At 31.7% G+C, this 21,098-nt stretch carries 23 protein-coding genes; 4 read left to right on the forward strand and 19 right to left on the reverse strand.

From position 1 onward, the window contains the following. Positions 1–24 precede the first annotated feature (24 nt). Positions 25–702 carry a uracil-DNA glycosylase gene (locus KK2020170_RS09975; RefSeq protein ID WP_221258190.1) on the forward strand — a complete coding sequence of 226 codons (678 nt, stop codon included), beginning with the start codon at positions 25–27 and terminating at the stop codon, positions 700–702. Between the two features lie 109 nt (positions 703–811). On the opposite strand, the gene KK2020170_RS09980 is transcribed toward KK2020170_RS09975, so the two are convergent. The 9 genes from KK2020170_RS09980 to KK2020170_RS10020 form a co-directional block, all read right to left on the reverse strand. Then, a complete protein-coding gene (locus KK2020170_RS09980; RefSeq protein ID WP_221258191.1) occupies positions 812–1,048 on the reverse strand; it encodes a hypothetical protein in 237 nt (78 codons plus the stop codon). A gap of 74 nt (positions 1,049–1,122) precedes the next feature. Continuing rightward, complete coding sequence (locus tag KK2020170_RS09985) at positions 1,123–1,506, reverse strand: hypothetical protein (protein WP_221258192.1); 384 nt, start codon at positions 1,504–1,506, stop codon at positions 1,123–1,125. Positions 1,507–1,624: 118 nt separating this feature from the next. Next, a complete protein-coding gene (locus KK2020170_RS09990; protein WP_221258193.1) occupies positions 1,625–2,554 on the reverse strand; it encodes a transglutaminase-like domain-containing protein in 930 nt (309 codons plus the stop codon). 28 nt (positions 2,555–2,582) lie between these two features. Beyond that, positions 2,583–3,428 carry a substrate-binding domain-containing protein gene (locus KK2020170_RS09995; RefSeq protein WP_221258194.1) on the reverse strand — a complete coding sequence of 282 codons (846 nt, stop codon included), beginning with the start codon at positions 3,426–3,428 and terminating at the stop codon, positions 2,583–2,585. Positions 3,429–3,447: 19 nt separating this feature from the next. Beyond that, complete coding sequence (locus KK2020170_RS10000; protein WP_221258195.1) at positions 3,448–3,966, reverse strand: GNAT family N-acetyltransferase; 519 nt, start codon at positions 3,964–3,966, stop codon at positions 3,448–3,450. Continuing rightward, on the reverse strand, positions 3,956–4,402 hold the full coding sequence (locus KK2020170_RS10005; protein ID WP_221258196.1) for a DinB family protein: 447 nt from the start codon (positions 4,400–4,402) through the stop codon (positions 3,956–3,958). Before KK2020170_RS10005 ends, KK2020170_RS10000 begins: the two co-directional genes overlap by 11 nt. A 66-nt stretch (positions 4,403–4,468) precedes the next feature. Next, on the reverse strand, positions 4,469–5,335 hold the full coding sequence (locus tag KK2020170_RS10010) for a nucleoside phosphorylase (protein WP_221258197.1): 867 nt from the start codon (positions 5,333–5,335) through the stop codon (positions 4,469–4,471). Between the two features lie 76 nt (positions 5,336–5,411). Continuing rightward, positions 5,412–5,744 carry a translation initiation factor gene (locus KK2020170_RS10015; protein ID WP_221258198.1) on the reverse strand — a complete coding sequence of 111 codons (333 nt, stop codon included), beginning with the start codon at positions 5,742–5,744 and terminating at the stop codon, positions 5,412–5,414. Between the two features lie 78 nt (positions 5,745–5,822). Then, positions 5,823–6,776, reverse strand: coding sequence for an isopenicillin N synthase family dioxygenase (locus KK2020170_RS10020; protein ID WP_221258199.1), 954 nt, complete (start codon positions 6,774–6,776; stop codon positions 5,823–5,825). A 202-nt stretch (positions 6,777–6,978) separates the two neighbouring features. Here KK2020170_RS10020 and KK2020170_RS10025 point away from each other — a divergent pair, with 202 nt between their 5' ends. Next, a complete protein-coding gene (locus KK2020170_RS10025; RefSeq protein WP_221258200.1) occupies positions 6,979–8,955 on the forward strand; it encodes an alpha-ketoacid dehydrogenase subunit alpha/beta in 1,977 nt (658 codons plus the stop codon). A gap of 178 nt (positions 8,956–9,133) precedes the next feature. On the opposite strand, the gene KK2020170_RS10030 is transcribed toward KK2020170_RS10025, so the two are convergent. Genes KK2020170_RS10030 through KK2020170_RS10075 form a run of 10 tightly spaced genes read right to left on the reverse strand, consistent with a single transcriptional unit; the run spans position 9,134 to position 19,073 of the window. Next, entirely contained in the window at positions 9,134–9,883 is a 750-nt protein-coding gene (locus KK2020170_RS10030; protein WP_305070123.1) for a maleate cis-trans isomerase family protein, read from the reverse strand. Between the two features lies 1 nt (position 9,884). Then, positions 9,885–10,517 carry a class I SAM-dependent DNA methyltransferase gene (locus KK2020170_RS10035; RefSeq protein WP_221258201.1) on the reverse strand — a complete coding sequence of 211 codons (633 nt, stop codon included), beginning with the start codon at positions 10,515–10,517 and terminating at the stop codon, positions 9,885–9,887. A 7-nt stretch (positions 10,518–10,524) separates the two neighbouring features. After that, positions 10,525–11,442 carry a fumarylacetoacetate hydrolase family protein gene (locus KK2020170_RS10040; protein ID WP_221258202.1) on the reverse strand — a complete coding sequence of 306 codons (918 nt, stop codon included), beginning with the start codon at positions 11,440–11,442 and terminating at the stop codon, positions 10,525–10,527. 10 nt (positions 11,443–11,452) lie between these two features. Then, positions 11,453–12,568: a cupin domain-containing protein gene (locus KK2020170_RS10045; protein ID WP_255567312.1), complete on the reverse strand. Its 1,116-nt coding sequence runs from the start codon at positions 12,566–12,568 to the stop codon at positions 11,453–11,455. After that, complete coding sequence (locus KK2020170_RS10050; protein WP_221258203.1) at positions 12,568–13,548, reverse strand: carbon-nitrogen hydrolase family protein; 981 nt, start codon at positions 13,546–13,548, stop codon at positions 12,568–12,570. Before KK2020170_RS10050 ends, KK2020170_RS10045 begins: the two co-directional genes overlap by 1 nt. Before the next feature lies 1 nt (position 13,549). Then, a complete protein-coding gene (locus KK2020170_RS10055) occupies positions 13,550–13,981 on the reverse strand; it encodes an acyl-CoA thioesterase (RefSeq protein ID WP_221258204.1) in 432 nt (143 codons plus the stop codon). Further along, a complete protein-coding gene (locus KK2020170_RS10060; RefSeq protein WP_221258205.1) occupies positions 13,974–14,582 on the reverse strand; it encodes a hypothetical protein in 609 nt (202 codons plus the stop codon). Before KK2020170_RS10060 ends, KK2020170_RS10055 begins: the two co-directional genes overlap by 8 nt. A 2-nt stretch (positions 14,583–14,584) precedes the next feature. Next, positions 14,585–16,168 carry an AMP-binding protein gene (locus KK2020170_RS10065; protein ID WP_221258206.1) on the reverse strand — a complete coding sequence of 528 codons (1,584 nt, stop codon included), beginning with the start codon at positions 16,166–16,168 and terminating at the stop codon, positions 14,585–14,587. Between the two features lies 1 nt (position 16,169). Continuing rightward, positions 16,170–18,464 (reverse strand): oxidoreductase, encoded by a 2,295-nt coding sequence (locus KK2020170_RS10070; protein ID WP_221258207.1) that lies wholly within the window; start codon positions 18,462–18,464, stop codon positions 16,170–16,172. Continuing rightward, complete coding sequence (locus KK2020170_RS10075) at positions 18,465–19,073, reverse strand: flavin reductase family protein (RefSeq protein ID WP_221258208.1); 609 nt, start codon at positions 19,071–19,073, stop codon at positions 18,465–18,467. It lies immediately after the preceding gene. Between the two features lie 266 nt (positions 19,074–19,339). On the opposite strand from KK2020170_RS10075, the gene KK2020170_RS10080 reads away from it, so the two are divergent. Both KK2020170_RS10080 and KK2020170_RS10085 read left to right on the forward strand, forming a co-directional pair. After that, positions 19,340–19,759 carry an IS1/IS1595 family N-terminal zinc-binding domain-containing protein gene (locus KK2020170_RS10080; protein ID WP_221258209.1) on the forward strand — a complete coding sequence of 140 codons (420 nt, stop codon included), beginning with the start codon at positions 19,340–19,342 and terminating at the stop codon, positions 19,757–19,759. A gap of 99 nt (positions 19,760–19,858) precedes the next feature. Further along, positions 19,859–21,094, forward strand: coding sequence for a hypothetical protein (locus KK2020170_RS10085; RefSeq protein ID WP_221258210.1), 1,236 nt, complete (start codon positions 19,859–19,861; stop codon positions 21,092–21,094). Positions 21,095–21,098 lie beyond the last annotated feature (4 nt).

Raw genomic sequence — 21,098 nt, forward strand, 5'->3', positions numbered from 1 at the left:
CTATTTTTGAGAAAATTTTAAAGTATGTTCGCAAAAATCGATTCGTCTTGGCAACAACACTTACAACAAGAGTTTGAAAAACCGTATTTTAAAGACTTGCAACAAAAAGTGGAAGAAGAATATATATTGCATACTTGTTTTCCGCCAAAGGAGTTGATTTTTAATGCGTTTAATGCGTGTGCTTTTGATGCTGTAAATGTGGTAATTTTAGGACAAGATCCGTATCATGGTGAAGGCGAAGCAAATGGGTTAGCATTTTCGGTGAATGATGGCATAAAAATTCCACCTTCATTGCGAAATATTTACCGTGAAATTAATGCTGAATACGAATCTATTTTTGAACCCATTGAACAAACTTCTGGAAATTTAGAGCGTTGGGCAAAACAAGGTGTTTTATTGTTAAACGCTACGTTAACGGTGAGAAAAGATACGCCAAATAGTCACAAACATTTGCATTGGCAACAATTTACCGATGCTGTAATACAAACGATTTCTAACGAAAAGGAAAATGTAGTGTTTTTGTTATGGGGAAGTTTTGCGCAAAAGAAAGCGAGCTTAATTGATACTACAAAACATCATGTGTTAACTTCTGGACATCCATCACCGATGAGCGCCAACCAAGGAAAATGGTTTGGTAACCAACATTTTATGAAAACGAATGAGATTTTGAAATGTGTTGGGAAAGAGAAAATTGAATGGTAGGTTAAAAAAGAAGCACGGACTGAAAATCCGCGCTATCGGGATTGAGTGGTAAAGTAAATTAAAGCTATATTAAAAAATACTTTACTAAGAGCTTAATTAAGAAAATAGCTTACGGATTACATCTCCAATCAGTACTAAACCATTCACAGTTATTTCCATTACCTAAGTTACAAACCCATAAATAGCCATTTGGACTACACCATTGATCACCACAAGAACAAGATAATTTTTGCCCATCATTTTCTAATTCACTTCTAACTTTTTCAAGTTCATTTTTTGGGACAGGAGTAGCATTAACTTCTATACCATCAATTTCTAAAATTAATTTTTTAATAGAATATTTCATAATTAAAGATTTTAAATTTTTGTAACTATGTAAAGATTTTGGATATCATTTATTAATGAAGTAAATAAAAATTGTTAATGCGTTATGATTTCGTTAATTATATGCCTAATGTATGTATTACCATTAAATAAGTTACTTCTTGTACAACCTAAATCAATTTTACCCAATTTATTGATAATTAAATCATACTCTCTAACTGGGTTACTAATTGTACCCCTTGAAGAATATTCTCTTATAGTTACCTTATAACCATTATTCTTATCAGTATTTATTAAAGTTTGATATCCTCCACTTCCAGCAAAGCCACAAGTGCCAATAGTCTGGATGTAATTTCTAAATCCATTTTTTCTTTCTTCATCTGTTAATTTTGCAATTTCTTTTTCAACTAAATTAACAAAATTTAGATCTTCTACAGTTAATTCAAGTTCTTTTCCAAAATTTAAGTTTTGTCCATCCATATTCTAAATTTAAATTTTATTAGTATAAAAACATTATTAATTAATAATTTAACTAAAATAGTAAATAAATAAATTATAAACAAGTTGTAGCTTATCTTTTTAATTAAGTTTAAATTAATTAAAGCGTCAATTCCCCAAGAATTTCTTCTTTCATAAAAGGTCCGCCAGGATAAGTTGCAGTATAATCAAGGTTTAACCAAATATTTCCGCGTTCGTCTATATGGTAATGTATGTCTTTGTTTTTACTTTCTTTTACGAACAAAACTTGTTTAATCAAATAGACCGCAGTTTCCAAATCGGCTTGCGTACCAATTAACATTTCCGGATAAATATGTCCGCCCGTATGAATTAATCGAGGCGAACCGCCAACAGCTTTTATACAAGCTGCCATTAATATCGCATGGTCGTCACAATCACCAGAGAAATGCTGTAAACTCTCGGATGCATAGGCAATGTATTCACGACCTTTTGGGTCGTTAACGTAATTCCAACGTTTTTTAATTTCGGCAAAAACCGCAAAACATTGTACCATTAAGCGTTCGCTTTCAGGATATTTAATGTCTTTAAAATGTTTGGTCGTTGCCGATAAAGCAAAGTTTCGCACTTTAGGATTGGAATAATCCACTGCATCGATAATCTTCGATTTATTAGGAAAGGGTAGAAGCTTTGAAATGATAATGTCTTGCGGTTTCGGGTTCTCGCTCATGGCGTAAATCATGTAACGATAATCTTCAAAAACACGTTGGAAACCGTATTCTCCAAAAACAGTTCCGTATAATAAAACCAGTAAATAGATAAAAATACAAAGTACAATGATGGTTTTTAGCAAACGCAATAACAATTGAATTACAACAACAATTCCTATAAATAAAAATACACGGTCGAAGTTGTAAGCCCAAGGTAATTCAATAAGATTTTGATGTGCTATAAGAAATAGCGGAATGGCTATTAAAACATTTAAAATGAATATAATAACATTATCCCAAGGCTTTGGCAAAGAAAGCTTCTCTTTTAATTGTTTTAAAGAAATTTGGGACAATGAAACCATCTGATTTTAAAACGATAAAATTAAGCAATTATTTAGCGATTGCTTCAAATGGCAATTTATTTTCAATAATATTTAACGAAAGCAATTGGTTTTGAACTTTTTCTAAAGTGTTTTTATCGATTTGTTTTTGCGACCATTGTGTTAACGACAACCATTCTTGAATATCTTCTAGTTTTTGATTGTATTTGTTAGCCAAAGTTCTATCGATACTTGGAATGTATTTGAACTCTTCGGTTGTTGCATTGATAATATCTAGAATTTGCTCAATAATATTTGAGTTGTTTTCTAAAACTTCATTACGAACTGCTATAACAAAACATGGCCAAGGCGTAGGGCAATCGGCAACACGTCGAAACGTTCCATTATCGACTAAAGGTTTTGTCATAAAGCGTTCCCACATAAAATAATCAGCTTCACCTTTGGTTAACGATTCAACAGCGCCATCGATTGTATTAACAATTTCAAATTGTAAATCGTTAGTGTTCCAACCTTGATTTTGCGCATTAACAATACTCATTAAATGCGAACCAGAACCCAAACGTGAAATCGCAGCTTTTGTGCCTTTTAAATCGGCTAAAGTTTTATAATTTGAGTTGGCAGCAACGTGAATTCCCCAAATTAAAGGTGATTTTACATAAACCTGAACAATTGATGATGGATTTCCCGCGACAATATCTTTCACAATTCCTTCAGTAAGAATTACAGCCATATCGGTTTCTCCATCACGAAGCATTTGGCACATTTTTCCAGTTCCTTCAGGAATGTCTGTCCATTCTAAGTTTATGCCAGCATCTTCAAACTCGCCATTTTCAATACACATTTGCCAAGGCAAATTAAAATGTTCTGGAACGCCAACTATTTTTATTGTTTTCATTGTTTTTGCTTTTTAAAAATTATTTTGATGCGTACCAAACACAAGGAATGCGATTATCCCAAATGTATTCGTTTTTAAATTGCAACCCTATTTTTTCTAAAATTCTTCGAGAACCTTTGTTGTCAATATGTGCAGAAGCATATAAAGTATCTACTTTTAGTTTATTAAAAGCGTATTCATACCAAGCTTTTGCTGCTTCATAAGCATAACCTTTTCCCCAAAATTCTTCTTTTAAGCGATAACCAATTTCATAAAAATGAGAATGATTGTTTTCTTCTTCGGTTATGAATTTTAAACCGCACCAACCAATAAACTCATTGCTTTCTTTTTTAATCATGGCAAAGCGACCGATTCCGTTTTCTTTGTATTGATTTTGTATGTTTTTTAAATAGCCTAAACTTTCTTCTTTAGTTTTTAATGGATTGTTCCCTAAATAAATATGAACATTTGGATTTGAATCCATTGCAAACATATCATCAACATCAGACAATTCTAATGGACGAAGTATTAAACGCTCTGTTTCGAGTTTAAGATTCATGGTTTATTTGCTTTAAATGGTAAAATAAATGATCTAAATAATCTTCGATTAAAAACTTGAAATTAGACATTTCTCCATTGGGAAGAATAATTTGATAGGATAAGGTTTCTTTCGTTTGATTATTAATAAGATATAAAATATGACTATTTAATTGTAACCATAAATTAATTAAATCATCACTATTTTTATTTTGATAATTATTAAATTGTACCAACTCATCTTGTTGATATTTTCTTATTACATAAGGTTTTTCAAAATATTGAATTTCTGTAAAACGTTGAATATTATTAATTGCAGAATCTATTAAATGTCCTAAAATTTCTTTTTTAGACCATTTGGTTGTACTAATCTTCAACTCAAAATCGTCAACTAAAATTAATGAGTTGTTTTGTGCTATATTTTGTAATGCTGATTCAAAATTTTTAATAAAAACCATTATTTTAATTTCATAATTTAAAATTTAGAATATTCAACTTTGATCTATGAATATTGAATTCACTAGTTATTCTGCTAACTTATTCAGTGTATATTCAATTAAATCATCCACGACTTTGTAAGGATCAGCACTAAAATTACCAGTTGCACGATTCGCAATAATGGCATTCATAGATAAACATTCGTGACCTAAAAGTTTTCCTAATCCGTAAATTGCGCCCGTTTCCATTTCTAAGTTGGTCATACGAGTTCCATTATAATTGAAGCTATCCATTTTGTTGTTTAATTCTGGATCTTGAATTCCTAAACGAACAACACGACCTTGAGGTCCATAAAAACCACCGGCTGTTCCTGTAAATCCTTTAAAAACTTTATCACTTTCGATACGTTTTTCTAAAGATTTACTACATGAAATTACATATGGACGACCTTTGCGTAAATCCCAATTGGTTTGCGAAATAAATGCGTCTTCCATGTCTTTTTCAGAAACTTCATCAATTAAATAGGAGCGAAGCATATTATCTAAACCTAAGCCGTATTGACTCATTACAAAACTATCTACAGGAATATCGGCTTGTAACGAACCCGAAGTTCCTATTCGAACAATATTTAACGAAGTTAATTCTGGTTTAATTGTACGCGTTTTTAAATCTACATTTACTAAAGCATCTAACTCGTTCATGACAATATCGATGTTGTCAGGACCAATTCCTGTAGACAATACTGTCATGCGTTTTCCTTTGTAAATACCAGTTTGTGTTTTAAATTCACGCTTTTGTGTTGTGAATTCAATACTTTCGAAATGTTGCGTTATTTTTTCAACTCTATGTTGGTCACCTACAAAGATGATATCATTTGCTATATTTTCGGGCTTCAGATTGATGTGATACACACTGCCATCTGGGTTTAATATTAATTCAGAATCTTTTATCATTTTAAATATGCATTATGCTTTAGGCAGAAAGCTTTAAGCAATTCGTAATTTATAATTCGTAATTTTAAAATTGAAATTATCCTCCAACACGTTTGGTTTTAAACCCTTTGTCTTGAAGTATTTTCATTATTTTATCGCGATAATCACCTTGAATGATGATTTCTCCATCTTTAAAACTTCCACCAACAGCTAATTTGCTTTTGATTTCCTTAGCTAAGATTTTAAAATCTTCATCTTCGCCTTCATAACCTGAAATTATGGTTGTAGGTTTTCCTTTTCGCTTTTCATATTTACAAATCATAGGTTCTTTTTGCACGAATAATTCGTGATGTTGCTCTTCAATTGCTTCAGGTTCATTTGAAGGCTCATGATCTGGAAATAATTTTTTTAATTGATCTTGTAAGTCCATAAGGTAAAAGTACAAAAAGTAAAAATTCCAAATCCCAAAATGAATTGGAATTTGGAATTCAGTCTATTTATAAAAAGGTTATTTTTTAATTAAACCTAATTCTACTAAACGCTCGTGTAAGAATTCACCAGCAGTAATGTCTTCGTATAATTTAGGATTGTTTTCATCAATACATTCTGGTAAGCAATTTAAACTCATATCGCTTACAGGATGCATAAAGAAAGGAATAGAGTAGCGTGAAGAACCCCATAACTCTCTTGGTGGATTTACCACTTGATGAATAGTTGATTTTAATTTGTTATTAGTATGTCTCGATAACATATCACCAACATTAATCATTAATTCATCAGGTTGTGCAATAGCATCAATCCATTCCCCATTGTGATTTTGAACTTGTAAGCCTTTTCCTTGAGCACCCATTAAAAGCGTAATCAAATTGATATCGCCGTGAGCTGCCGCTCTTACAGCACCATCTTTAGGTTCGTCAGTAATAGGTGGATAATGAATTGGTCTTAAAATTGAATTTCCATCTTTAATGTATTTATCAAAGTAAAATTCGTCTAAACCAATGTGTAGTGCCAAGGCTCTTAAAACATAAATACCAGTTTTTTCAAGCATTTGATAGGCTTCTTTTCCAACTTTATTGAATTTAGGTAATTCTTCTACTTCAACATTGTCAGGATATTCACCTTCCCATTTCGATCCTTCAGAAACGTATTGACCAAAGTGCCAAAACTCTTTTAAATCGCCAGCAGAACGCCCTTTTGCATGTTCTTTACCAAAAGACACATAACCTCTTTGCCCACCAATACCTGGGATTTCATATTTTGATTTGGTTTCAAGTGGTAAATTAAAGAAGTTTTTTACTTCATCATATAAATCTTCCACCAACTGATCATCTAAAAAGTGACCTTTTAATGCTACGAAACCAATCTCTTCGTAGGCTTTTCCGATTTCATTTACAAATTTTTGTTTGCGTACCGGGTCATCCGATAGGAAATCACGCAAGTCAACACTAGGAATTTTTTGCATTGCTTTACATTTTGTTAATAACTTAAATCGGGCTAAATGCCTTATTAATACAAATGTATATATTTATTTTAATTTAGAAAATTTAAAGTTATTAACAATTGTTCTCGAATCAAATTTCTGCAAAAATAAATCTCATAACATTATCCTTTAAAAATGTTATTTTTTATACATTTGGAGTCGAATTTAAACAATCCAATTCAAAATGAATTTTGATAGAAAAAGCTTGTCTAACGAGCAATTATTAGATTTATATAAAAAGTTATTAAAGCCTAGAATGATAGAAGAGAAGATGTTAATTCTTCTACGTCAAGGAAAGGTTTCTAAATGGTTTTCTGGTATTGGTCAAGAAGCTATTTCTGTAGGAATCACTTCGGTTTTAGATAAAGACGAATACATTTTGCCAATGCACCGAAATTTAGGTGTATTTACTACACGTGAAATTCCTTTACACAGATTATTTTCGCAATGGCAAGGTAAAAAAGAAGGCTTTACTAAAGGTCGTGATAGAAGTTTTCACTTCGGTACGCAAGAATTTAAGATAATCGGAATGATATCGCATTTGGGTCCACAAATGGGAATTGCAGACGGAATTGCTTTAGCGAATAAATTAAAGAAAAACAATAAAGTAACAGCAGTATTTACGGGTGAAGGCGCTACTTCAGAAGGAGATTTTCATGAAGCGTTAAATATTGCAGCGGTTTGGGATTTACCAGTTTTCTTTGTAATTGAAAATAATGGTTACGGATTATCGACTCCAACAAACGAACAATATCGTTGTGAAAATTTAGCTGATAAAGGTATTGGTTACGGTATGGAAAGCCATATTATTGATGGAAATAACATTTTAGAAGTCTTTACTAAAATGGAAGAATTGAAAGCATCGATGATTGAAAATCCACGTCCGATTTTATTAGAATTTAAAACCTTCAGAATGCGTGGGCATGAAGAGGCGAGTGGTACCAAATATGTTCCGCAAGAATTAATGGACGAATGGGCAAAGAAAGATCCTATTGAAAATTATAAAGAATTCTTATTAAGAACTTCAGTTTTAACTGAAGAAGTTGATGCTCAAATTAGAGAAGAATTCAAGAATGAAATCAATGAAAATTGGGCTATTACTCAAGCGCAATCTGATATTATTGCAGATTTAAGCGAAGAGTTAAATGACATGTATGAAGATTTTAAATATCAGGAAGTTACTCCTTCAAGTGAAGTTGAAAATATTCGTGTAATTGATGCTATTTCTCAAGGTTTAAAACAATCAATGGAGCGCCATGAAAACTTAGTGATCATGGGCCAAGATATTGCAGAATATGGTGGTGCTTTCAAAATTACAGAAGGTTTTGTTGATGCGTTTGGAAAAGAAAGAGTTAGAAATACACCAATTTGTGAAAGTGCTGTAGTTTCTGCTGCAAACGGGTTGTCAATTAACGGACATAAAGCAGTGATGGAAATGCAATTTGCCGATTTCGTTTCTACAGGTTTTAATCCAATCGTGAATTTATTAGCAAAACAAAAATACCGTTGGGGGGAAAAATCAGATGTTGTTGTAAGAATGCCTTGTGGTGGTGGAACACAAGCTGGACCTTTCCATTCTCAAACAAATGAAGCTTGGTTTACTAAAACTCCAGGTTTAAAAGTAGTATATCCTGCATTTCCATACGATGCAAAAGGTTTATTAAATACTTCAATTAATGATCCTAATCCAGTTTTATTCTTCGAACACAAGCAATTGTATAGAAGTATTTATCAGGATGTTCCTAAAGATTATTACACTTTACCACTAGGAAAAGGATCATTGATTAAAGAAGGAAACCAAGTTACGGTTATTTCTTTTGGAGCTGGCGTTCATTGGGCTTTAGATACTTTGAATAAAAATTCAGAGATTTCTGCAGATTTAATTGATTTAAGAACCTTACAACCAATGGATTGGGAAACCATTTTTAATTCGGTTAAGAAAACGAATAAAGTAATTATTTTAACTGAAGATACATTATTTGGAAGTGTTGCAAGTGATATTTCTTCGATGATTATGGAAAATTGCTTTGAATATTTAGATGCTCCAGTTAAGCGTGTTGGAAGTATTGAAACAGCAATACCATTTGTAAAAGCTTTAGAAGATCAATATTTACCAAAACAACGTTTTGAGAAAGAATTGAAAGATTTATTAGCATATTAAAATAAAAAAGGCATTCGAAGGAATGCCTTTTTTATTTTGAATATTTTATAAATAATACATAGAGTAAAATCAAAATTGGAATAAATATTACAAAATACAAATTGAAAAAATGTAATAAAATAAATCCACTAAATATAAATGTAGTAAATGCTATTTTATATTGAATTCTCTTTTTCATTTAATACTTTCCACTCAATAATTCTCCACCAATAGATGATTTAGCTTCAATACTCAATTTTTTCATCATTTCGTAAGTCGTACAAACGGCTGCCGAAGTCACAGGAATTCCGCATTCTTTTTGGATTAAGTCAATCGCTTCCAAAGAAGGCATTTGTACACAAGCCGAAGCGACTAAAACATCGACATCGGTTAAATCCAATTGTTTGTAGATTTCTAATAAATTCATTGGATCTTGAGCTGCAACTTCTAAATTATCTGGAATTTCAAGTGCAATGCTTTCTTTTACTTTAATGCCTTGATGTTCAATATAATCGACTACTTTATCCGTTAACGGACGCATATAAGGCGTAATAATCGAAATTTGTTTCGCACCTAAAACGTTTAATCCGTTAATTAAAGCTCCTGCAGAAGTAACAATTGGAGTAGGGAATTCATTTGCAACCGTTTCTTGGTGTAAATTCACTTCGGAAACACAATGATAACCACGTCCCATGCTCATAATAGCCACCAAACAAGCATAACCCATAACATCAACATGAGCATCGGATAATTCTTGAGCACATTTTAAGCTCATTTTATCCATTGCTTCAAGCTCTTCTTTAGTAACTTTTTTCATGCGCATTCTACTGCTATGAAAGGTAAAACGCTCCGGTAAAATAGTTTCTCTTGAACGGAAAATAGCAGGTATTTCCGTTTCCATTGTAATATTTGAAGAAGGAACAATTTGTCCTATTCTGTATTTTTTCATTTTATTTCTGTGCTATTAATATTAAATCTGTTGTGTATGTTCCATCTTTTTCAGGAAAACTTTTGCGTTGTTCTGAAATAATTTTAAATCCAAATTCTTTTAGCGCATTTACTAAATAACTCGCCTGATGATAATAAATATAGATTTCATCCCCAGTACTTCCTTTTTTATAACCCGATTTTCTGTCTTCATTTTCTTCCATAGTGCTGATGTATAAAACACCTTTCTTATTTAGACAAACAGCGGCGTCTTTAATCAATTGAATGGAATCATTTTCTGATAAATAAGGTAAACCAAAACCACATAGAATGGCATCAAAATTTTTATTTAATTGCAAAAAATCTCTACAATCCAATAATTGAAAATTAGCTAATGGATTGTTCTTTAGAGCCAATTCAATCATTTTTGGCGCTAAATCGGTTCCTAAAATCTTTAAATCTGAACGTTTTGCTAAAAGATACTTTGTAATATTTCCAGGGCCACAAGCTAATTCAAGAACGTCTGGATTTTCTTTTGCTATAGTTTCGCAAAATAAGTCGAAGGTATCATTATACAAATCAAAATTCATGAAGCGCTCTTCATAAAGATTTGCATAGTTATTAAAAACTTCAACCGCTTTTTGCGTTTTATCCATTGATAAATTATTGTTTTATTTCTTTTACTGTATTTGTAATCGTTCCAATGCTTTCAACAGTAGCTTCAATTACATCGCCATCGTGTAGCCATTCTTGTGGATTTCTACCAGCGCCAACACCAGCAGGTGTTCCAGTTGCAATAATATCGCCTGCTTCTAAAGTAAATACTGTACTTAAATCCTCAATTAAATCATTGATATTAAACAACATAAATTGCGTATTTGAATTTTGCTTTTCGACACCGTTAACTTTTAAAGATAAATTCAAATTGTGTGGATTATCAATTTCGTCTTTTGTAACTAAAATTGGTCCCATTGGAGCAAAAGTATCTTGTCCTTTAGAAACAATCCATTGTCCTTCACGACGACAATCTCTTGCTGAAATATCATTAATAACGGTATAACCAAAAACATAATCTAATGCTTCAGATTTTGGCACGTATTTTCCTTTTTTAGAGATTACTACAGCTAGTTCAACTTCCCAATCCAATTGATTGGTTAAATTTCTGTTTAATAAAACATTCGTGTTCGTTGCTGTAACTGTTGTTGGTGGTTTTGAAAAAATAATTGGTTTCGTTGGAAGTTTGCCAGTTGTATCTAATGTTCTTGCACTTTCTGCAACGTGTTCGGTATAATTTAAACCGATTCCGATGATATTTTTTCGAGGTTTTTCAATAGGGGCCAAGAAAGTAACTTCGTCTATTTCATAGGCAATTTCTTCAAAGAAATTTTCAGGAGTTTCTGAAATTAATTCTGTGATTTCTTCAATAATTTCATATCCCATATCAATCAAATCCAACATATCATTTGGTAAAGGAAAATTGGAAATATCTCCAAAATCCTGCATGTCGATTATCTGGTTGTTATGAATAAAGCCTAATCGTGATTCTTTATTGTCTTTAGTAGTATAAGTAAGTAATTTCATTTATATTTTATTATTGAATTGATTGATGTCCGTTATTTTCAGTATATTCTCGTCCTTGGTATAATCCTAAACCTTCAATTACTGGTAAATCGTTAAAGTTGAATAAGCAAGCATCTTCCGTATCGGATAGATTATGATGTTCGTGCCAAGCCCAACTTGGAACACAAAAAATATCACGCTCTTTCCAATCAAAACGCTTACCATTTATGATCGTATAACCTTTTCCTTTTGCGCATTGATAAACAAAAGAACCTGTATGCTTGTGTGCTTTTCCTTTAAATCCAGCAGGTAATAATTGCATAGCTGCTCCCATGGTTTGCATAACATGTCCACCAGTTAACGGATTTGAATATTGCATAAAAATACCATCAAAGGGATTGATTTCAGTTACTTTTTGTGTTTCTAATAAAGCTGGATATACTTTTTTCCAAGAAAATTTAAAAAGAGGTGAGTAGGGTTTATCCCAAACTTTATCAGCAGGAATTAAACCCGCACATCCGTAAGTAATTGGAGAATAATTTAAAGGAGCAGTTAGTTCTTGTTTATCTTCTAAAACTGCATAATCATTAGCTTCCAAAGCATTTACCAATGGAATATCAAGACCATCTTGCCAAATACATGTTTTTCCGCCTGCATCTACTCCGTGTTCATGCCAAGTTGAATTTGGAGTGATAACGAAATCGTTTACTTCCAATTCAATTTTATTTCCATCTACAACTGTATAACCACCTTCGCCTTCCATAATAAAGCGTAGGGCAGAAGCACGATGACGATGTGCTGAAGTAAATTCTCCTGGACGTGTTACTTGAATTCCAGAATATAACCAACCTACAGCAGCGGCAACATCTTTACGTTTTTCATTTACAAGATACACAACACGTCTTCCGGCTTCTTCAGGTGTTACTAATTCAGAAGAACGCAAAACCAAATGACGTAAATCTTCATATTTCCATAACATAGGAACTGAAGTTGAACGCGGTTCCCAAGGTTCAATATCATTGGCAACGGTCCATAATGCACCAGCACCAAGACTTTCTAATTCTTTATAATACGCTTTTAATTCGTCTGATTCTTGAACTCTTGCGCGTCCGTAAATATCATCAGAATATTGATTTTCTTCCATCATTATCTTTTGTTAAATTCGTCGTGATCGTTTATAAAAGTAATTTTTCGAGTTGGTGCAGTGTTTACTCGCAAATCGAAAATATCAAATCGGTTGTAATGACCTAAAATGTCATGCATTTGCTTCGGTTGAATACATTTTGCTAAATCAATTTCGGCATAAATCATTCCTTCATCATCAATTAAAGGTTCGCCAATAGTAGCGCCGTTAGGTCCAATAAATCCAGAAAAAGCAGAATTTTTTCGTTCTAACAACTCTTCAACATTTGAAACATCAGGTTTTAAAAATTCCATAATTTCTTTTGAAATAGTTGAACATGAAACTATTGTAAACAGTTTTCCTTCAAAAGAATGCGCAGCAGCACGAATTTTAATCGCCTCTGCCATATTGTAATCGGGTGGAGCCACAGGAAGTGAAATGTAATTCGCAATATGAATTAATTCGCCTTGAGAAAGCAAAGTAAAACGAGCTAAAGTATTAGTATTTTCACCACAAGCTAGAGTTCCAATTGGACCAATTTCGGTATTGTACACTTTTAAAGAAGAACCATCTCCAGAAGTCCAAGTTAGTTTTTCAGCCCAAGTTGGGACTAATTTTCTATGTTTTCCAATAATAATACCTTTGTTGTCTATGATGAGATTGGTATTGTAAATTTCGCCATAACTTTTGCCACGTTCATTTATTCCGATAACAATTTGAATATCATTGTCTTTGGCAGCTAAACATAAACGTTTAATATCTGGTCCAGTAACTTCAACCGAATTTTTATACAATTCCTCATACCATTTGCTGCCTTGAACTGGTGTCATAATCCAATTCCAATACGGATAACCCGCTACAAAAACTTCAGGAAAAGCAATAAGTTTAGCCCCATTATTTGCTGCTTCTTTTACAAATGAAATGGCTTTGTCTATAGTTTTTTCTACGTTTAAAAAAACAGGAGCCGTTTGAACTGTTGCAGCTTTGAATTTATGAAAAGTCATGTTATGTTGTTTGAATTACGAATTTACTGATTTTTTGCTTCATTTCCTCGTTAAAAGGCTCGGCTTTTATAGTGTTTCTATCTTCTGCAATGGTTACATTTACTAAAGTAACATCACCTTCTAAAACAACTTTTTCAGATTCGTTTGTATATTTAAAACCACAATTTACCGAAGACGATTTTAATTCCTTTACCCAAAGCGATTTATTTAAAACTTCTCCTAATCGAGCGGCATTTTTAAATTGTACTTTTAAATCAACCGTTGGAATTCCATTTGTTTCGTGCATTTTAGAGAAAGGTCTTTCTAAAGCTTCTTCAAACCAATCTTCAACTAAATCGTTTAACATTTCTAGAAATCGTGGATAAAACACAATCCCTGCGTAATCGATATGTTTAAAGCGTATTTTTTCTTGTTTTATAAAGGGTTTATTCATTTTGATTATTTTTTTTTAAATACATACCAGGACTTTCATTATCAGTTTCTTCAAAATAAGTAATACCAAATTCTTTTAATAAAGATTTCATATGAAATATACTATTTGCAAAACTTGCAGTGTTTTCTGAATAATCTAAATTAGAACATTCAAAACAAACTTCTATATAACCTTTTATATCATTTTTGTTATCATAAAAAACAATTAAATGTCTTGGGTTATAGCAAGCTAGGGTAGCTCCATCTCTATAACCTTCTTTAAAACTATCTTTTAATTTATTTATTTGTTCAATAGATAGTGTAATTTTATTTCTAATATAAACTTCTTCAATAAAAACTTTACCATTTTTAAAATTCTTAAACGTTCTAAAGTCTTCACTGTCTTCATGTTTCCAATGAGTTCTATTGAAATAAGCATATATTTCTACATTTGAAACATCTTTAAAAAAATGCTCAATTTCATTTAGCATTTCATCAGTTACAATCCTTTCAGGAATATCTTCATTAATTTGAATATGATAATTATTTTGATTTTTGACACTATTCTCTTTACATGAAATAATAAAGAAAAATATAAAAATTGAAATGCTTTTAAAACTCATATTTACTTCAATTTAAATCGTTGAATTTTACCTGTTTCTGTTTTGGGTAAATGCGTAATAAAATTTATAACTCGAGGATATTTATAGGGAGCAGCCGTTTCTTTAAACCATTGCTGAATTTCTTTTGCAAAATCATCAGAAGCTTTTTGTTGTTCTTTTAAAACGATATTAGCACAAACTAACATTCCTCTTTCTTCATCGGGAAGTCCAACAACTGCACATTCTAAAATGTCTTCGTGTGTCAACAAAACACTTTCCACTTCAATGGCTGCAATGTTATAACCAGATGAAATAATCATATCATCGCCACGAGCTACAAACCAAAAATAACCATCATCATCTTGACGGAAAACATCTCCTGTGATATTCCATCCATTTTGAACGTATTCTTTTTGTTTTTCTATTCGGTTTAAATATTTACAACCTGTAATTCCTCGAACAGCTAAACGTCCAGGTTCTCCAATGGGAGTGTCATTTCCATTTTCGTCAATTAATTTTGCTTCGTAACCCAAAATAGCTTTTCCGGTTGCACCAGGTTTCATATTTTCTTCATTTGATGAAATAAAAATATGTAAGATTTCTGTTGAGCCAATTCCATCAATAATCTTTAAACCAGTTGCGTTGTACCAATCTTCCCAAACTTTTAATGGTAATGTTTCACCAGCTGAAACACATTTACGTAAACTCGAAATATCGTATTCATTCAATTTTGTTGTCAATACACGCCAGGCTGTTGGTGCTGTGAAGCAAATCGTTATTTTATAATCTTGAATCGCTTTTAGTAATAAATCTGGACTTGGTTTTTCAATTAAAAATGTTGAAGCGCCAAAATACATAGGAAATAAAACTAAACCGCCTAAACCAAAAGTAAATCCTAAAGGAGGACTTCCTGTAAAAACATCATCTTTTGTTGGTTGTAAGGAATGAACTGGAAATGCTTCGCAAATGTTTAAAATGTCTTTGTGATAATGCGCTGTCATTTTAGGAATTCCTGTTGTTCCAGAAGTAAATCCAATAATAGCAATATCTTCGGCATTTGAATTATAATTTTCAAATGTCGTTGGTTTTGAATTTACTTTTGAATTCCATTCTTCCGTATCGAAATACGCAACTTTTTTAAGAAAATCAGAGTGAGTTAATTCCATTTCTTCAGCTAAATCGATATCGCAAATGGCATGAGAAATTTCGGCACAATCAATAACGGTTTTTAATTCTTTTGCTCGAAGTAAAGGCATTGTAGCCACAACAACACCGCCAGCTTTAATAATTGCATACCAACAAGCAACCATCATAAGATTGTTTGCCGAACGTAATAAAACTCGATTACCTGATTGCAATCCTAAATCATCAATTAAATAATGTGCGATTTGATTGGCTTTATCATGCAATTGCTTATACGTCCACTTTTCATCAAAAGTTTGAATACAAACTGTATCACCATTTTCATTTTCAATTTGAAAATCTAATAAACGATGCGCACAATTTAATTGTTCCGAGTGTTGAAATTGAGGTAAATCTAAAAACTGATAATCTGATTGTAAATCAGCTGCAGGTAAGTGGTTGTATGTGAATTTATCGTTATACATATTACTTATGACTTTCTGGTTTTAATGCTTTTTTCATTCCTTCAATCATTTTTCTTTCACTTCCAACAAATGGATACAAATGCGATTTTCCAGCCAAATATTGTTTTGGAATATCATTTGCATCAAAATTCTCGTAAGCTTGCGCATTTCTCACAAAATAAGGATCCAATAATAGTGGTCGACCAAGAGCTACTAAATCTGCTTTTCCATTGATTAAAATAGTGTTAATTTGGTCAATATCTTGAATGTAACCTGTTGTAATAGTAGGAATATGAACTTCATTTCGAATAGAATCTGAAAAAGGAACTTGCCACATCCTACCAACTTGTGGTTGTTGATATGAAACTGTATTTCCAGTTGAAACATTAATAATATCAGCGCCTGCTTGTTTGAAAGCTTCAGCAATAATTAAAACTTCTTCTTCAGTTATTCCATTTTCAGCCCAATCTGAAGCTGATATTCTTACTGACATAGGTTTGTTCTGAGGAAATACTTTACGCATTTCTGTAAAAACACGTAATGGAAATTTCAATCGGTTTTCAATTGAACCTCCAAATTCATCTTTACGAATATTTGTTAAGGGTGATAAGAAAGATGCTAATAAGAAGCCGTGATGCACTTGTAATTCAATTAAATCAAATCCAGCTTCTTCTGCATTTTTAGTTGCTTGAACAAATTCGGCAGTGATTTTGTTCATATCCTCAAGAGACATTTCTCTTGGAGCAGCCATTTTATCATTGAATGAAATAGGTGAAGCAGATAGTAATTCCCAAGGATTTTCAATGGGTTCGTTTGTTGCTTCCCAAGGTTTTTTGATTGCACCTTTTCTTCCAGAATGCCCTAATTGAATTCCTGTTTTAGAAGATGTGTTAGTATGAATAAAATCAATTATCTTTTTCCATTTATCTATTTGATTTTTAGTATAAATACCTGTACAACCTAAAGTAATTCTTCCAGTTTCTGAAATAGCGGTCATTTCAGTTAAAATCAATCCAACACCGCCAATTGCTCTAGACGTATAATGTGTAAAATGCCAATCGGTAATTTCACCATTTTCGGCAGAATATTGTCCCATCGGCGCCATTACTATACGATTATTCAAATCTAAATCACGTAACTTAAATTTGGTAAAGGCTGGTGGTGTTTTTAAATCAGAATTTCCAATAGAATTATTAAAATTATTTAAAACTTTGTCAGTAAACGATTTATCACGAATACCTAAATTTTCAAATGTTACTTTTTTAGAACGCGTCATGCAACCAAAGGCAAATTGAAGAAAATTATGTTGGTTATGTCTATCCATATTTTCAAACCAATCTAGCGATACATTTGCCGCATATTGAATCATTTCAACGCGATTGCGTCTGGTTTTTTCATATTGTTCAAAAGCTGCTTGAATATTATTTTGATTAGCCACAACTGCATCAGACAAACCAATGGCACATTCCATGGCTAATTTAGTTCCAGATCCAATAGAGTAGTGCGCGGTAGCTTTTGCGTCACCAAGTAATACAATGTTGTCTTTATGCCATTTTTCGTTTACAACATGAGGAAATTGTCGCCAATGTGATTTATTTGTAATTAAATGATGTCCGTCTAATTCTTGTTTGAATATTTTTTCCAATTTTTGAACAGTATCGTCTTCATTAGCAACTTCAAAACCTAATTTTTCAAAGGTTTCATTGCTACATTCAAAAATCCAAGTACTTCTACCAGGTTCGTATTGATAGGTATGAGCAACAATCAAACCTTCAGGAGTGTTTCTGAAGAAATAAGTAAAAGCATCAAGTGGACGAGTAGAACCCATCCAAACGAAGCGATTCTTTTTTAAGGTAATATTCGTTCCAAAATCTTCTTCAAATTGAGAACGAATTTGACTACCAATTCCGTCGGCAGCGACAATAATGTCAGAATCGTTGAATTTTGATAAATCATTAACTTCAGCTTCAAAATGAAGATTTACACCTTCTTCACGACATCGCTGATGTAATAATTGAAGTAATTTCATTCGCGAACAACCACAAAAACCATTTCCTGTAATTCGAACTATTTCGCCATCACGAGCTACATCTAAATCATCCCAATACGCAAAATTAGTTCGGATTAGTTCATATGATTTTGGATCACGAGTTAAAAACTCACTTAAGGTTTCATCTGAAAAAACTACTCCAAACCCAAAACTATCATCGGGTTTGTTTCTTTCGTAAACGTTTATTTCGCAATTTGGAATTGCTTTCTTAGTTAATATCGAAAAGTAGAGTCCGCCTGGCCCACCACCAATAACTGTTATTTTCATTTAGTTGCGTTTAATTGAGAATATTTCTCCTAAAGTTGAATAGTTAGAACCTGCTAAGCGAGCAACAGGTTTATATTTGTCTAAATTAATTCTATAATTTTCTGATACTATAGAATCATCTATGTGAATTATTTTTACTTCACCAATGATAATGCAAGCCGTTTCATTTCCTTCCTTGTCCTTAATAAAGTAATTGTGAATCATTTTGCATTCAAGATTAACCAAACTTTCTTTTACTCGCCTAGGTTTAACAGATACTGAATCAATTGGTGTTAAGTTTGTGATTTCAAATTCGTCAACATTAGGTGGGAAATTACCTGAAGTAGTGTTCATTTGTTCAACGTTATCCATTGTAACAAGGTTAACAACAAATTCATTATTAGACAAGACATTATTTAAAGTGTCCTTATTCTTGTTATCATCTCTTCGTGTTGAAAACATTACACAAGGAGGATTGCTAGAAACCATATTAAAATATGAAAAAGGAGCTAAATTATTTACTTCATTTTTATCGATTGTTGAAACCCAGCCTATAGGTCGTGGAATAATGGTGCCGGTTAAAAGTTTGTATAGAATCGATTCTTCAGCTTTGTTTACGTCTAACTGCATTTTTTTAATACTTTCTCACAAAATAAGTAAAAAAATATCATTAGTAAAATTTTAAAATTAATTCTTTGAGAATATAACAAAAATGGTGAAAGTTGTCATAAATATATATGCATAGAAGATATCATTCTTTAAAAATTATTAAAAAAATATTTAGTCTATAATTTTTATCCTTTTTTTTTATGAATAATGTTTTTATATGGTATAAAATTTAGAAATATTGTTATATATAATTGCAAAATTAGTATATTTATGCAAAATTTTTATATATGGAAAATCCTAGCTGTCCTAAATGTCAAAACTCTAACATTGTTAAGAGCGGAATTATTAAAGATAGACAACGTTTTTTATGTAAATTATGTAATTACTACTTTACGGTTAATAAACTTGGAAAAAAAATAGATAGCTATTATGTAACAAAAGCTTTACAGTTGTATTTAGAGGGGTTAAGCTATAGAGAAATTGAAAGAATTATTGGCGTTTCTCATGTGTCAATTAGTAATTGGGTTAAGGAGTTTAAACTTAAAAGACCTACCTATTCAAATTATCATCCAAGTTATAAAATTTTTAAGCATCAAGAGCTAGTAGAGTATTTAAAAAATAAAAATGAAATGACGGGTGCAGGTATGATTATAACTGAGCTAGGAGATAAATTTATGTTGATTAAATGGGAAAGATTTAAAGATTAACTATAATAAGTTAACATTAAAATATATAAAATTTTTATTAGGAGCTATAATTTATGAATTTGGTCAAACAAAAATAAGTTTAAACCAATCTCATAAATTATGAAAAAACTAACATTATTTGCTGGATTAATATTTTCGGCTTTAACATTTGGGCAAGGTTCACCTGATTATGGTGGAGGGCTTAAAGTTAATATAAATGAAGATGGTTCTAAATACTTTAGAATCATTTCATGGGCTCAATTTTGGGCACAGCATAATTCTGACAGGCCTTTAGATGCCAATGGAAACGAACAAGCTGACTTAAATTTTAATTTAAGAAGAGCTCGTGTATTAATGTATGCTCAGGTAAGTAAAGATTTCTTAATACTAACACACTTTGGATTAAATAGTTTAAACAGTGGAAATATGACTCCAACTGGAACTGGAGATGCATCACAATTATTTTTCCATGATGTTTGGGCACAATACAGTTTAGGAAAAAATCATGCAATTGGAGGAGGATTACACTATTGGAATGGAATCTCTCGTTTAAATAATCAAAGTACACTTAATATAATGACATTAGATAATCAACGTCAAGCTTGGGCTACACTAGGATTATCAGATCAATTCGCACGTCATTTAGGCATATATTTAAAGGGATCATTAGGGAAACTACAATATAGAGTTTCTATTAATGAGGCTGAATCAAATAATTTACAAGCTGCCGTGGTTCCTGTAAATGGAGGAGCTGCTACTTACACAGGTAGAAGATTATTAGGTTCAAAAGAAGCTGGAAAAACTTATGCAGGTTATTTTGAGTATAATTTTTTAGATACTGAAAGTAATTTCTTGCCTTACAAAGTTGGTTCATATATAGGAACTAAGAAAGTTTTTAATGTAGGTGCAGGATTCTTTTTACATCCTAACGGTTCTGTTTTAGCAGATGGTTTAGGAAATTTAAGTGGAGAAGATGTTTCAATATTTGCTGTTGATGCATTTTATGATGCTCCTATTGGTAAAAATGGCGGAGCTATAACAGCTTATGCTTTGTATCAAAATAATGATTACGGAAAAGATTTTACTTTAGGAACAACTTATGAAACTGGTTCTATGATTCATGGTCATTTAGGTTACGTTCTACCAGTAAAAACTAAAACTAAATTTCAACCTTATTTATCATTTGACAGCAGAAAAATTGATGCAATAGATGATAATGCTTCACAATTTGGAATTGGTACTAATTTATATTTAAGCGGACATAATTCTAAACTAACACTAGAATATCAATCTTTAAAATATGCTAATAGTGATGCTGTAAATACCATTACTTTACAAGCAATGATTTATTTATAAAAAC

This window comes from Flavobacterium okayamense (assembly GCF_019702945.1).
GTDB lineage: Bacteria > Bacteroidota > Bacteroidia > Flavobacteriales > Flavobacteriaceae > Flavobacterium > Flavobacterium okayamense.